The organism is Labrys okinawensis, assembly GCF_047345005.1.
GTDB lineage: Bacteria > Pseudomonadota > Alphaproteobacteria > Rhizobiales > Labraceae > Labrys > Labrys okinawensis.
This window is the reverse complement of record NZ_CP178864.1, coordinates 2,789,992-2,801,772: the sequence shown is the minus strand read 5'-3', so window position 1 is coordinate 2,801,772 and position 11,781 is coordinate 2,789,992. Positions and strand designations below refer to the sequence as shown.

General features: G+C 63.5%; 13 protein-coding genes. 8 read left to right on the top strand and 5 right to left on the bottom strand.

Annotated elements, in window-relative coordinates; genetic code table 11:
* Window positions 1-71 precede the first annotated feature (71 nt).
* Window positions 72-1,016 (bottom strand): PfkB family carbohydrate kinase, encoded by a 945-nt coding sequence (locus ACMDCR_RS13040; RefSeq protein ID WP_413992935.1) that lies wholly within the window; start codon window positions 1,014-1,016, stop codon window positions 72-74.
* Window positions 1,013-2,062 carry an ADP-ribosylglycohydrolase family protein gene (locus ACMDCR_RS13035; protein WP_413992934.1) on the bottom strand — a complete coding sequence of 350 codons (1,050 nt, stop codon included), beginning with the start codon at window positions 2,060-2,062 and terminating at the stop codon, window positions 1,013-1,015. The genes ACMDCR_RS13040 and ACMDCR_RS13035 overlap by 4 nt, the downstream gene beginning before the upstream one ends.
* Window positions 2,063-2,332: 270 nt before the next feature.
* Between ACMDCR_RS13035 and ACMDCR_RS13030 the strand changes: the two genes are divergently transcribed.
* On the top strand, window positions 2,333-2,665 hold the full coding sequence (locus ACMDCR_RS13030) for a hypothetical protein (protein ID WP_413992933.1): 333 nt from the start codon (window positions 2,333-2,335) through the stop codon (window positions 2,663-2,665).
* A gap of 200 nt (window positions 2,666-2,865) precedes the next feature.
* Here the strand turns inward: ACMDCR_RS13030 and ACMDCR_RS13025 are convergent, their stop codons facing one another.
* The gene (locus tag ACMDCR_RS13025) at window positions 2,866-3,291 is read right to left on the bottom strand and encodes a rhodanese-like domain-containing protein (RefSeq protein ID WP_413992932.1); all 426 of its coding nucleotides are present in this window, start codon (window positions 3,289-3,291) and stop codon (window positions 2,866-2,868) included.
* A 287-nt stretch (window positions 3,292-3,578) separates the two neighbouring features.
* On the opposite strand from ACMDCR_RS13025, the gene ACMDCR_RS13020 reads away from it, so the two are divergent.
* Window positions 3,579-3,869 (top strand): hypothetical protein, encoded by a 291-nt coding sequence (locus ACMDCR_RS13020; RefSeq protein ID WP_413992931.1) that lies wholly within the window; start codon window positions 3,579-3,581, stop codon window positions 3,867-3,869.
* A gap of 107 nt (window positions 3,870-3,976) precedes the next feature.
* Here the strand turns inward: ACMDCR_RS13020 and ACMDCR_RS13015 are convergent, their stop codons facing one another.
* Window positions 3,977-4,765 carry a 3-hydroxybutyrate dehydrogenase gene (locus ACMDCR_RS13015; RefSeq protein ID WP_413992930.1) on the bottom strand — a complete coding sequence of 263 codons (789 nt, stop codon included), beginning with the start codon at window positions 4,763-4,765 and terminating at the stop codon, window positions 3,977-3,979.
* Between the two features lie 191 nt (window positions 4,766-4,956).
* Here ACMDCR_RS13015 and ACMDCR_RS13010 point away from each other — a divergent pair, with 191 nt between their 5' ends.
* On the top strand, window positions 4,957-5,754 hold the full coding sequence (locus ACMDCR_RS13010) for an acetoacetate decarboxylase (RefSeq protein ID WP_413992929.1): 798 nt from the start codon (window positions 4,957-4,959) through the stop codon (window positions 5,752-5,754).
* A 103-nt stretch (window positions 5,755-5,857) separates the two neighbouring features.
* Window positions 5,858-7,021: a patatin-like phospholipase family protein gene (locus tag ACMDCR_RS13005; protein WP_413992928.1), complete on the top strand. Its 1,164-nt coding sequence runs from the start codon at window positions 5,858-5,860 to the stop codon at window positions 7,019-7,021.
* Window positions 7,022-7,065: 44 nt separating this feature from the next.
* Here the strand turns inward: ACMDCR_RS13005 and ACMDCR_RS13000 are convergent, their stop codons facing one another.
* On the bottom strand, window positions 7,066-7,467 hold the full coding sequence (locus tag ACMDCR_RS13000; protein ID WP_413992927.1) for a gamma-butyrobetaine hydroxylase-like domain-containing protein: 402 nt from the start codon (window positions 7,465-7,467) through the stop codon (window positions 7,066-7,068).
* A gap of 133 nt (window positions 7,468-7,600) precedes the next feature.
* On the opposite strand from ACMDCR_RS13000, the gene moaA reads away from it, so the two are divergent.
* The 4 genes from moaA (at window position 7,601) to ACMDCR_RS12980 (ending at window position 11,774) form a co-directional block, all read left to right on the top strand.
* Complete coding sequence (gene moaA / locus ACMDCR_RS12995) at window positions 7,601-8,608, top strand: GTP 3',8-cyclase MoaA (RefSeq protein ID WP_413992926.1); 1,008 nt, start codon at window positions 7,601-7,603, stop codon at window positions 8,606-8,608.
* A gap of 92 nt (window positions 8,609-8,700) precedes the next feature.
* Window positions 8,701-9,834, top strand: a complete 1,134-nt coding sequence (gene solA, locus ACMDCR_RS12990; protein WP_413992925.1) for an N-methyl-L-tryptophan oxidase — start codon at window positions 8,701-8,703, stop codon at window positions 9,832-9,834.
* Window positions 9,835-9,951: 117 nt separating this feature from the next.
* A complete protein-coding gene (locus ACMDCR_RS12985; protein ID WP_413992924.1) occupies window positions 9,952-10,839 on the top strand; it encodes a DMT family transporter in 888 nt (295 codons plus the stop codon).
* Window positions 10,839-11,774 (top strand): DMT family transporter, encoded by a 936-nt coding sequence (locus tag ACMDCR_RS12980; RefSeq protein ID WP_413992923.1) that lies wholly within the window; start codon window positions 10,839-10,841, stop codon window positions 11,772-11,774. The genes ACMDCR_RS12985 and ACMDCR_RS12980 overlap by 1 nt, the downstream gene beginning before the upstream one ends.
* The last annotated feature ends 7 nt before the right edge of the window (window positions 11,775-11,781 follow it).

The window sequence follows — 11,781 nt, the reverse complement described above, 5'->3', positions numbered from 1 at the left end:
TATTGTTTTGACCCATCTGGGCGTTCGTTTCTCTTACGAGAAATCCGCCCTATCTTGTTGTTTTTATTGTCTTATGCCGCCAGGAAGGCGTCCAGCTCCTCCTTGCGGGGGGCGGTGGCGGGACCCTTCCGGGTTACGGCAAAAGCGGCAGCGGCGTTGGCACGCCTGGCAGCCTCGAGAAAATCATGTCCCGCCGCGAGCGAGGCCAGGAATACACCCGTGTGGGCGTCCCCCGCGCCGGTGGAATCCACCATGCGGACAAGGGGTGCAGGCACATGCCGCCCCTGCGCGCCAAACCACCCGCCAAAAAGCCAGCAACCAGCCGGCCCATCGCGAATGATGAGAAGAGCATCGGGCCGCAGTCGGCGCAAGATGACAGCGGCGCCTGCGGAAATATCCTGGCTTTGGGAAAGAAGATCTGCCTCCCGGCGATTGAGCGTGAACACGTCGACCCGGGGGAGAACTGCCGCCTTGATCGCCACGGGAATGTCGGCAACCAGTGGTCCAGGATCGACCGTCACCCATGCGCCGGCCGGAAGGACAGAGATCCAGTCTGCAATAGCCGGTCCAAGATCCGGATAGCTGAGATCGTAACCCGAGACGAACAGGGCATCCGAGGGGCCAAGTTTGATCTCGCTGAGCGCCATCGCGCTTGCGCGAGCCTCGACGCCGGGGCTGGTGACGAAGGTGCGCTCTCCGTCCGGCTCGACGAGTACGATGCAAAAGCCACTGTCCGCCACCCTGCTGGCCGGCATCAGCGCTTCGATCCCCTCGGATTGGAGCGCAGCCCGGATGCGCTCGCCGTAGGGACCGTTGCCATGCTGTCCGGCGAAGGCGGCCTTGAGGCCGTTTCGCGCCGCGGCGGCAAGAATATTGAAACCGCCGCCGGCGCTGATGGAAGCCTCCGAGCCCAGCACATCCCCACCGCGCGGGGGCAGGATGGGCACGTCGATCCGCACATCGGCGATGATGCTTCCCACCGACAAGAGTCTGGTCGGGGCGGCCTTCGCCGTCATGCGCTGCGCACTCCCATGTGGGCCGATGGCGGCAGGATCGAGGCCTTGCCGCGCAACGACAACAGCCGATCCGCCAGCCCTTCGAGATCAAGCGAGGGGTTGGCGGCCCTGAGGTCCGAGATCACCGCCGGCGGGAAGCCCTCGATACCGTGGCAGGCACCGGCGACGGCGCCTGCAATCGCGGCAACGGTATCGCAGTCGCCACCGAGGCTGGCAGCCAGGCGACAGACGAGCCAGGGATCCTCAGGCACGAGGGAGAGAATCGCCAAGGCGGCCGGCACCGCCTCCTGCGTTGCGACGCCGGTGCCGACGATATCGTAGATAAGGTCCAGCGCCTCATCCTGTGTCTTGCCGCGCACCAGACCGACGGCCCAGCCGATACGGGCCGCGATGTCGCCACCGGCGAAGTAATAGCCACGCCGGGCGCCATGCCGGGCTCCCTCGACCGCTGCCTGCAGGGCCTCGCTCACGCTCGCGCCGTCAATGGCAACGCTCACCGCTGCAGCCACGGCCGAGGCGCCCGCGAGGCCGATGGTGGTGTTGTGGGTGACATGGCCGGACTGGAACACAGCATCGACAAGCCCTTCGACGGGCTTGGCTGGAAAGGCGATGCCGACTGGAGCCACGCGCATTGCCGCACCATTGGTCGCGCCGGTCTTGCCGGTCTCGTCGGTCGGCATGCCCTCGGCGATCAGTGTCAGTGCCTTGCGCGTGGAGGGGCCGAGCAGGTCGGCCGAACCAGCCGCGATCATGCGGGTCTCCCAGGCCAGGAGTTCATCCGCGAAGCGGCGGGGATCGACATAGCCGCCGCCTTCCACCAGCAACTCACCCAGGATTACGGCCTGGTCGGTGTCATCTGTCACGCATCCCGCCTTCATGCCGCGGCTGATGGGATTATCATCGGGTGCGGGCTCGAAACGGTTGAGGATGCCATAGCGCTTCGCCACGATGGCGCGCGGCATGTATTGCGTCGGCATGCCCAGGGCATCCCCGATCGCCAGGCCAAGAAGCGCGCCGCGCGCACGGCTTTGAGCGGATATGGCCATCGACGCCCTTTCGACAGGAGGCCAGGAATATCGTTTGTGTACTAACGATATTCCTCACACAACCGGCACCCTGTCAAGAGGGCGAAGCCACGGTGCCCTTTGTGCGGAACCAGTGCGCCAACGCGCCAACGCAAAGGGGCGTTCGTCATCCCGTCGCGTCGACCCGTCCGAAAGATTCGCTCGGCGGCAACCTTCGCCACCTCCATTCAACCTCTGTTCATCCTCGCCGTGCCACGCTGCGACCATGGCGTGTACAACAAGGAGGCAACCATGCCCCACCCCCGCTTCATCGCAACCGTGGCCGCCGCCACCGTCCTGGCCACCTCAGCAGCCTCGGCCATGCCTGTCCCGGCTCCGGACAGCACCGCCACGGCCCTGCAGGTCATTCCCGCCCAATACGCTCCCTGTCCGCCGGGTTACAAGGTGACCAGCCATGGCGGCTGCAAGCTCAGCCACTATCTGCGCAAGCACCCTTATCAGCAGCAATATTATTACGATCCCCAGCCAAGGTATGACTATCAGCAGCCGAGATATGATTACCAGCCGCCGCGCTATCGGCAGTATTATGATGACGACCAGGGAAATGACTATCAGGAGTATTGAGGGGATAGGATGTATGACAGTCAGTAAGCTGGAGACCGACTGTCGCTGAAGCCTTTTCGTTTCGCGAGAGACGCGGAATCGAGATCGACAGGCCTTGGGTGACGGAAATAAGCCGCCACAAAACCCCCGTCAGGGCGAGGCATCGCGAGGTCGCGTTCCCTGCCACCGCCGGAGGCTGACTTTGTAATCAAAGGTTGCAGTCAGGCCGCGCGCCGGAAGTTCCCGGGTTCGGCGCCGGTGGCGAAGGGCAGAGCCTCGTCCTCCCAGCCGGTAATGCCGCCGATCATGATCTTCACGCGACGGCCCAGCCGGGCGAGCCTGAGGGCAGCACGGTCGGCGCCGTTGCAATGCGGGCCGGCGCAGTAGGCGACGAACAGCGTGTCTTCGGGCCATTCAGCCAGACGCTCGGCCGTGATCTCGCGATGCGGCAGGTGCAGAGCGCCGGGCACGTGACGGCGCCGATAGGCTTCGGGCGTACCGACCACATGCAGCAGCACGAAGTCCTGGTCACCGGCGCCGAGTGCCTTCGCCACGTCTGAACAATCGGTCTCGAGTGCCAGGCGCTTCTCGAAATGCTCGATGGCGGCGCTGGCCGACGCGGCGGGAATCTCACTGACGGAACTCATCTTCACCTCCTCATTGCGGATGGCGATGTTCTACAGCGGCCGGCCCCTACCCGCTCCTGGCAGGATTGCCAACGATCGTCAAGATCATGCCAATCGCTATCCCGCTGGTGCTCATGCGCAACTGAGCGGCCCGGTCATGACTGAGATCGCCGACGCGCCCGCACATTGCGGCCATACAGCTTTCATCGAATGGCCGCGCCTGCATCGGACGATGAACAGATTTCGTCTCTAGCGTCCCGGTGCCTGGCGGGCCGTTCGTTGCCCGCGGAAGGAGAAAGGAACGTGCCATGAAACTGACGTCCACTCATGTCGAGCGCACCCTGAGCCAGTATCCGGCGAGAGCCATTCCCGACGATCATCCGATGATGCCTCGCTTCAACAGCCAGTTCGGCAATCACACCTTCTTCATCGATGAGAGCGGGCTCATCATCCTCGAACCGGCCGAAGCCGGCGACGATGGCAAGATGACCGGGCGCGTCATCAAGCTCGCGGGCTGGTCGGACGACCGGCACACGACGCTGATGCTGCATGACCGGCAAGTCACCGACATCCTCGTCGTCCTCGACAAGGCTGCCTGAGGCTTGGCTGCCTGAGACTTGGCAGTGTGATATTCGACAACAACAAAACGGGTTTCGGCGGGCACTTGCGCGCGCCGGAACCCGTCTCCTCAGGATACGCCGAAGGCTTATTCCGCCGTCCAGCCGCCGTCGACGGAGAGCGTCGTGCCGGTGATCTGCTTGGCTGAGTCGGTGCACAGGAACAGCGCTATGGCGGCGACCTCGTCGACGGTGACGAATTCCTTGGTCGGCTGAGCGGCGAGCAGCACGTCGTTCTTGACCTGCTCCTCAGTCATGTTGCGAGCCTTCATGGTGTCCGGGATCTGTTTTTCGACCAGCGGCGTCCAGACATAGCCGGGCGCGATGGCGTTGGCGGTGATGCCGTCGCGGGCGACTTCCAACGCCACCGTCTTCGTCAGGCCCGTCACGCCATGCTTGGCGGAGACATAGGCCGACTTGAAGGGCGAGGCGACCAGGGCATGCGCCGAGGAGGTTGAGATGATGCGGCCCCATTTGCGCTGCTTCATGCCCGGCAGCACAGCCTTGATGGCATAGAAGGAAGCGATCAGATTGATGCGGATGATCGCTTCCCATTTGTCGTTGGGAAATTCGTCGATTGGCGAGACGAACTGGATGCCGGCATTGTTGACGAGCACGTCGAGGCTGCCAAAGGCCGCCTCCGCATCCTTGACCATGGCGGTGACTTCCTCGCCATTCATCATGTTGGCGCCGGAATAGCGGCACTTCACGCCGAAATCAGCCTCGATGCTGGCGCGCTCCTTTTCGATGGCATCCGCATCGCCGAAGCCGTTGATCGTGACGTTGGCGCCCTCGGCCGCAAAAGCACGGGCGATAGCGAGGCCGATGCCGCTGGTCGAACCGGTCACCAGGGCATTCTTGGACGTGAGAACAGCCATCTTAAATCTCTTGGGAGGGAAAACGGAGGGGTGGCGCAGATGCGCCAAAGCACCGAAGGCTGGCACGCGCAGATGTCGCCCTTATTACAGCACCTGTGCACTGCGGAATGGACATGGGACTGTCATGCTGCCGTGCAACAAAATGAACGCTTGCCTGTCCATCCCCTTTTTCCGATCCCAAAGGATATCCCGTGGAACAAGCCGACGTTTTGAAGCGCGCCTATGCAATGCCGCTCACCAATCCCTCGTATCCCCCCGGCCCCTATCGCTTTTTCAATCGCGAATACATCATCATCACCTACCGCACCACGCGCGAGGCGCTGGAGAAGGTGGTCCCGGCGCCCCTCGAGATCGACGAGCCGCTGGTGAAGTACGAATTCATCCGCATGCCCGACTCCACCGGTTTCGGTGACTATACCGAAACAGGACAGGTCATCCCCGTTCGCTTCAAGGGCGAGCACGGTGCATATGTCCACTCGATGTATCTCGACGACGACGCGCCCATCGCCGGCGGCCGTGAACTCTGGGGTTTTCCCAAGAAGCTCGCCAAGCCCAGGATCGTTCATGAGGGCGAAGTCGTGGTCGGCACGCTCCATTATGGCAGCGTGCTCTGCGCCACCGGCACTATGGGCTACAAGCACAAGGCGGCGGACCAGGAGGCCATCAAGGCCGCGCTCGAAGCGCCCAACTACCTGATCAAGATCATCCCGCATGTCGACGGCACGCTGCGTATTTGCGAGCTGGTGCGATACCACCTCATCGACGTGAACCTCAAGGAAGCCTGGACGGCGCCGGCCGCCCTCGACCTGCACCCGCACGTCATGGCCGATGTCGCCAAGCTGCCGGTGCTGGAAGTCGTCTCCGCCGTCCACTTCACGGCAGACCTCACCCTTGGCCTCGGCGAAGTCATCCACGATTACCTGGCCGACCAGCCGGCGCGCGAGCCCATCGCCAAGACGATGCTCGATCCGATCGTCTCCCAGGGCTGAAATATTCTCGATGTGCCGGTCTTCGGACCGGCACATCAATGCCAGCCCCGCCCAGCGCGGTGTATTCCGTCGATTTCTGCGTATTTTTCCAAGGACCGCTTCCGTGCTTGAACGCAACAGAGACAAGGCCGCCCGCGCCACCATCGAAGAAATCTCTGCCCAGTATGACCGCATTGCCCTCGTCTTCCAGGGCGGCGGCGCCTTGGGTGCCTATCAGGCCGGCGTCTACGAGGCTCTCGCCAATGCCGGCTGCGAGCCGAACTGGTTGTCGGGGGTCTCCATCGGCGCGATCAATGCCTCGATCATCGCTGGCAACGAACCGCGCCACCGGCTGCAGCGCCTGGAGCAGTTCTGGCAGAAGATCTCGGGCCGCAAGATCTGGGCCTATACGCCCGAGGGCGACATCTACCGCGATATCCGCAACCGCACCTCGTCGTGGATGACCATGTCGCAGGGCCAGCCTGGCTTCTTCAAGCCCCGGTTCCCCAATCCCTGGCTCGAGCAGGCCGGCGCCGAAGGTGCGACCAGCTTCTATGACACCGAGGAACTGCGCCACACGCTGGAGGAAGTGATCGACTTCGACATCCTCAACGACGGGAAGAAGCGCCTGAGCGTCGGAGCGGTCAATGTGCGCACCGGCAATTTTGTCTATTTCGACACAGACCAGGTGCATATCGGGCCCGAGCACATCATGGCTAGCGGCGCCCTGCCCCCCGCCTTCCCCGCCATCCGCATCGAGGGCGAATATTATTGGGACGGCGGCATCGTCTCGAACACGCCGCTGCAATATCTGCTGGACCAGGAGGAAGAGCGCTCCTCGCTGGTGTTCCAGGTCGACCTCTTCAGCGCCCGCGGCGTGCTGCCGCGCTCGATGCCGGATGTGCTGTCGCGCCACAAGGACATCATGTATTCGAGCCGCACGCGCCAGAACACCGATAATTTCAAGCGCATCCATGGCATCAGGACGCATCTGATCGACGCCCTCAAGCGCGTGCCGAAAGAGATGCTGACCAGGGAAGAGCAGAAGCTGATCGAAACCCATGTCAAGCCGGGCGCCGTCAACATCGTGCACCTCATCTACCAGCACAAAAACTACGAAGGCCACGCCAAGGACTACGAATTCTCAGGCACTTCGATGCGCGAGCACTGGAGCATGGGCCTCGAAGATACGCAGCGCACCCTGCGCCACAAGCAATGGCTGCTGCCACCGGCGGAAGCGGCTGGCGGTGTGGCGATCCACGACCTGCATCGCGAGGACCCGACGTAAGGCGTGGCGGTCTGATCAATTCTGGAAAAGGTCGGCGCAGCCCCTCACCTCTGCCCCGGCCTCTCCCGCGACAGGCCCTTCTCCCGCAATTCCGACAGATAGGCGGCCCAACGGTCGTCCTTGTCGCGCCCCAGTTCGGCGAGATAGGCCCAGGTGAACAGCCCGGTGTTGTGCATGTCGTCGAAGGAGAGGCGCACGGCGTAATTGCCGACGGGATCGACCGCCAGGATCGCGACATTGATCTTGCCGCCCACCGTCTTGCGCTCGGCGGCGCTATGGCCCTGCACCTCGGCGCTGGGCGACATCACCCTAAGCAATTCGGCGCTGAGGGCATAGGTCTTCCCGTCGTCGAAAGTCACGGTCAGCGTCTTCTTGTCCTGGGACAGGCGCAATTCGGTGGGCCACGCGCTCACGGCATCTTCCTTTTGAGAGATCACACGCCACATAAGGACGTGAATGGAGCGGTGCAAGCCGGATTTGACGCAGTGCAACGCCCTTTACGGCTGCTATCCCTCGCCCTAGAACAGGAACAAAGGGGAAATGCCCCTCGGAGTCTTTTAAGTGCTGGATGATCATATCATGGCAGGTAAGCTGCCGATGATCGACCCCTTCGGGCGCGCGATCAACTATCTGCGCGTTTCGGTGACGGACCGCTGCGACTTTCGCTGCGTCTATTGCATGTCGGAAGACATGAATTTCCTGCCGAAGAAGGATCTGCTGACCCTCGAGGAGCTCGATCGCCTCTGCACCGCCTTCATCGCCAAGGGCGTGCGCAAGCTGCGCTTCACCGGTGGCGAGCCGCTGGTGCGTCGCGGCATCATGACACTGTTCCATTCGATCTCCCGCCATCTCGAGACCGGCCGGCTCGATGAGCTGACGCTGACCACCAACGGCTCGCAGCTCGCCAGATATGCCGCCGAACTCAGAGCCTGCGGTGTGAAGCGCGTCAATGTCTCACTCGACACCCTCGATCCCGAAGCCTTCAAGGCAATCACCCGCTGGGGCGATCTGGGCAAGGTGCTCGATGGCATCGACAAGGCCCAGGAAGCGGGCCTGGCGGTGAAGATCAACGCCGTCGCCATCAAAGGCATGACCGAGAACGAGGCCGGCGGCCTGATCGACTGGGCACATGGCCGCGGCATGGATCTCACCTTCATCGAGGTGATGCCGATGGGCGACGTCTCCGGCCACCGCGTCGACCAATATCTGCCGCTCTCCATGCTGCGGGCGCAGCTGATGGACAGGTATACGCTCGAGGACATCCCCTATGCGACCGGCGGCCCGGCCCGCTATGTGTGCGTCAAGGAGACCGATGGGCGCCTCGGCTTCATCACGCCGATGACCCATAATTTCTGCGAAAGCTGCAACCGCGTGCGCGTTACCTGCACCGGCACGCTCTATATGTGCCTGGGACAAGAGGATGCCGCGGACCTGCGCGCTCCGCTGCGCGCCTCGGAGAGCAACGACCTGCTCAACGCCGCCATCGACCGCGCCATCGCCCGCAAGCCCAAGGGCCACGACTTCATCATCGATCGGCGTACCCGACAGCCCTCTGTCAGCCGCCACATGAGCGTGACCGGCGGATGAGGCATTCCGCCTGATCGCGCCAGGCGGCGAGAGCGGAGCAACTACTTCCTACTGCGTCGACCCCGCGCCCCTGAACCGCGAAAGTATTGCCCGTGCCCAGACCCTATGATGTCATCGTCGTCGGCGTCGGGGGCATGGGGTCGGCAACCTGTTACCAGCTCGCCAGGCGCGGCGCGCGGGTGCTGGGCCTCGAGAGGTTCGAGATCGGCCACGCCATGGGCTCCTCGCATGGGTTGAGCCGCATCCTTCGCCTCGCATATTTCCAGGGCGAGGCCTATGTGCCGCTCGTGCGGCGGGCGCGCGAGCTCTGGCTCGAGACCGGCAGGATCACCGGCGAGCCGCTTTTCTACGAAGTCGGCGCGCTCGATATCGGCCAGGAGGGCTCGGGTGTCATCGAGGACGCTCGTGCCGCCAGCGAAAAATATGGCCTGGCACATGAGGTGCTCGATCGCAAGGCGATAGAGGAGCGCTTCCCGGCCTTTACGCTCGATACCGACCATATCGGCCTCTACCAGCCGCAATCGGGGTTCGTCGCCTCCGAGCGGGCCATCCTTGCCCATGTCACGCTTGCCCTCTATCACGGCGCCGAGATCCATGGCTGTGAGGCCATGCTGGGCTGGGAGCCCACCGCCGGCGGGGGCGTGCGCGTGACCACCGAACACGGCGTCTACGAGGCAGGCCGGCTGATCCTCTCGCCGGGCGCCTGGATCGGCGATCTGGTACCGGCCCTCAGGACTTCGACGCAGGTGGTGCGGCAGACGCTCGGATGGTTCAGCCCTGTCAAGCCGTCCCTCTTCGACATGACGCGCTTTCCGGTCTTCACGCTCGAGGCGCGGGAGGGGCATTTCTACGGCTTCCCCCTCTGGCAGCATCCGGGCTTCAAGCTCGGCTCGCCCCATTTCAGCGGCGAGCCTTACGACCCGCATCTGCCGGATCGCCAGCCCTCGCCCACCCAGCGCGACCTCCTGCGGGCCTGCCTCGCCAAGCATATTCCCGCCGCCAACGGCGACCTGCTCGGCCTCAAGGCCTGCATGTACACGATGACGCCCGATGAGCACTTCATCATAGACACCCTGCCCGGCTTTGAACAGGTGATCGTTGCCTCGCCCTGTTCCGGCCATGGCTACAAATTCGCCAGCGCCATCGGCGAGGCCCTGGCGGAACTGGCGACATCGGGACGCAGCCGCTTCGATCTCGACATGTTCAGCCTGCGACGTTTTGCTTGATATTCAGGCTGCTTGTCTTTGCCAAATCGCTGGCACAAGTATAAACAGAACAATATTCTTTCTTCGCCCTCGCAGCATGGCTTTTTTCCGCGGGGCAGCGTTCCGATTGCATCCTCCATGACATCCGTTCGTTCCCACTGGTTTGGCATCGCCGCGATCGTCCTCGCGACGGGCTTGTTCATCGTCTCCGATTCCCTGATGAAGCTCACCGCGCAGGCGCTGCAGCAGCCCTTACAGGTGCTGTTCATGCGCTGCTTCTTCGGCTTCATCTGCAGCGCCGTGCTCGTGCTGGTCATGGGGCAGTGGCGCGAAATTGGAGGCGCCTTCGACTGGCGCGTGCTTCTTCGCGCGTCGTCCGAAGCAGCCTCCACTTTCTTCTACATGACGGCTCTGGCCAACATGCCGATCGCCGATGCCATTGCCATCGGACAGACGGCACCGCTTCTGGTGATCATCGCCGTCGCCGTGATCTTCCGCGAGCGTATCGGCGCCATCCGCCTCGTCCTGGTCTGCGCCGGCTTCCTCGGTGCGGTGCTGGTGGCGCAGCCTACGGGGGCGGGACTCTCGCCCGCAGCGATTTACGCCTTCCTGACGGCGATGACGGTGGCGATGCGAGACCTTCTCACCCGCGGTGTCCCCTCCTCGATCCCTACCTTCGTCGTGCTATCCGCCAGCGGCTTCATCCTCTCGCTGACGACAGGCGCGGCCACGCTGGCTCTCCAGCCCTGGCTGCCGCCGAGCCCGGTGCAATGGCTCACCATGATTGCCTCCGGCCTCATCGTGACACTCGGTCAGATGGCGATCTTCCTGGCCTATCGCCGGGCGCCGGCCAGCATCGTCGCGCCCTACTACTACAGCTTCACAGTCTGGGCGGTGACGGCCGGCTTCGTGATCTGGCGGGAGGTGCCCAACAGTCTTGCTGTCATCGGCATGGCGCTGATTGTCGGAAGTGGCCTCGCCCTGCTCTTCGTTCGCTCGCGACAGGTGCAGGAAGCGGTGGCCTGATGAGCAGCGTATCCTATACGCAGGGCGATCTCGGCCAGCAGCGCGCCAACCAGCGCGGCATTCTCCTGATGATCGGGGCGATGACGAGCTTCGTGGGCAATGATGCCCTCGCCAAGCTCGCGACAGGCTCGATGCCGGTGAGCCAGGTAATCGCCATTCGCGGTGTCTTCGCCTCGCTTTTTGTACTCGGCCTTATCTTTGCGAGCGGCTTCGGCCCGCAGTTTCGCCGGATCTTCCAATGGCCGGTGCTGATACGCGGCTGCATGGAGGTGATGGTGGCGGTCACTTCGCTCGTCGGCCTGGCCCATGTGCCACTCGGCACGGCCACCACCGTCGGACAGATCACGCCGATCCTGCTGCTCGCCTCTTCCGCCTTCCTGCTGGAAGAGCGAGTGGATGGCCGGCGCTGGCTCGCGGTGCTGTTCTGCTTCGCCGGTGTAATCCTCGTGGCCCATCCCACGGCGAACGGGCTCAATCTTTTCATCCTTTCCTCCCTCGCCTGCGCTGTTCTCACGGCGCTACGCGACCTCCTGACCCATCGCATGGGCGCGAAGGTGCCGACGCTGCTGGCTACGCTCGGCACCACGGTCGTGGTCTCGCTCGCCGGCTTCGGCGGTTCGGCCTTCGCGGAATGGCAGCCCCTCACGGCGCACAATCTGATGATCGTCATGCTGGGCGGCCTATGCCTGGTCGGCGGGCATGCGCTGGTCATTGCCGCCTATCGTGGCGTCCAGGTCTCTGTGGTCAGCCCGTTCCGCTATTCGGCAATCGCCCTTGCGGTGATCGTCGGTCTTGTGGTGTTCGGCGATTTGCCCGATGTGTGGACGGCGCTCGGCATGGTCCTGATCACGATCAGCGGTCTCTATGCCGCGCAGCGCGAGATACGCCAGCGCCGTGCCATCGAGGCTGCCCTGGCGCGGGATGGCGGCGGCTGAACGAGGG

Coding starts and splice junctions, on each gene's coding strand:
- ACMDCR_RS13035 (WP_413992934.1), bottom strand. CDS start 2,062: ATGGCCATATCCGCTCAAAGCCGTGCGCGCGGCGCGCTTCTTGGCCTG.
- ACMDCR_RS13040 (WP_413992935.1), bottom strand. CDS start 1,016: ATGACGGCGAAGGCCGCCCCGACCAGACTCTTGTCGGTGGGAAGCATC.
- ACMDCR_RS13020 (WP_413992931.1), top strand. CDS start 3,579: ATGAAACTGACGTCCACTCATGTCGAGCGCACCCTGAGCCAGTATCCG.
- ACMDCR_RS13000 (WP_413992927.1), bottom strand. CDS start 7,467: ATGTGGCGTGTGATCTCTCAAAAGGAAGATGCCGTGAGCGCGTGGCCC.
- ACMDCR_RS13015 (WP_413992930.1), bottom strand. CDS start 4,765: ATGGCTGTTCTCACGTCCAAGAATGCCCTGGTGACCGGTTCGACCAGC.
- ACMDCR_RS12985 (WP_413992924.1), top strand. CDS start 9,952: ATGACATCCGTTCGTTCCCACTGGTTTGGCATCGCCGCGATCGTCCTC.
- ACMDCR_RS13030 (WP_413992933.1), top strand. CDS start 2,333: ATGCCCCACCCCCGCTTCATCGCAACCGTGGCCGCCGCCACCGTCCTG.
- moaA (WP_413992926.1), top strand. CDS start 7,601: ATGGCAGGTAAGCTGCCGATGATCGACCCCTTCGGGCGCGCGATCAAC.
- ACMDCR_RS13025 (WP_413992932.1), bottom strand. CDS start 3,291: ATGAGTTCCGTCAGTGAGATTCCCGCCGCGTCGGCCAGCGCCGCCATC.
- ACMDCR_RS12980 (WP_413992923.1), top strand. CDS start 10,839: ATGAGCAGCGTATCCTATACGCAGGGCGATCTCGGCCAGCAGCGCGCC.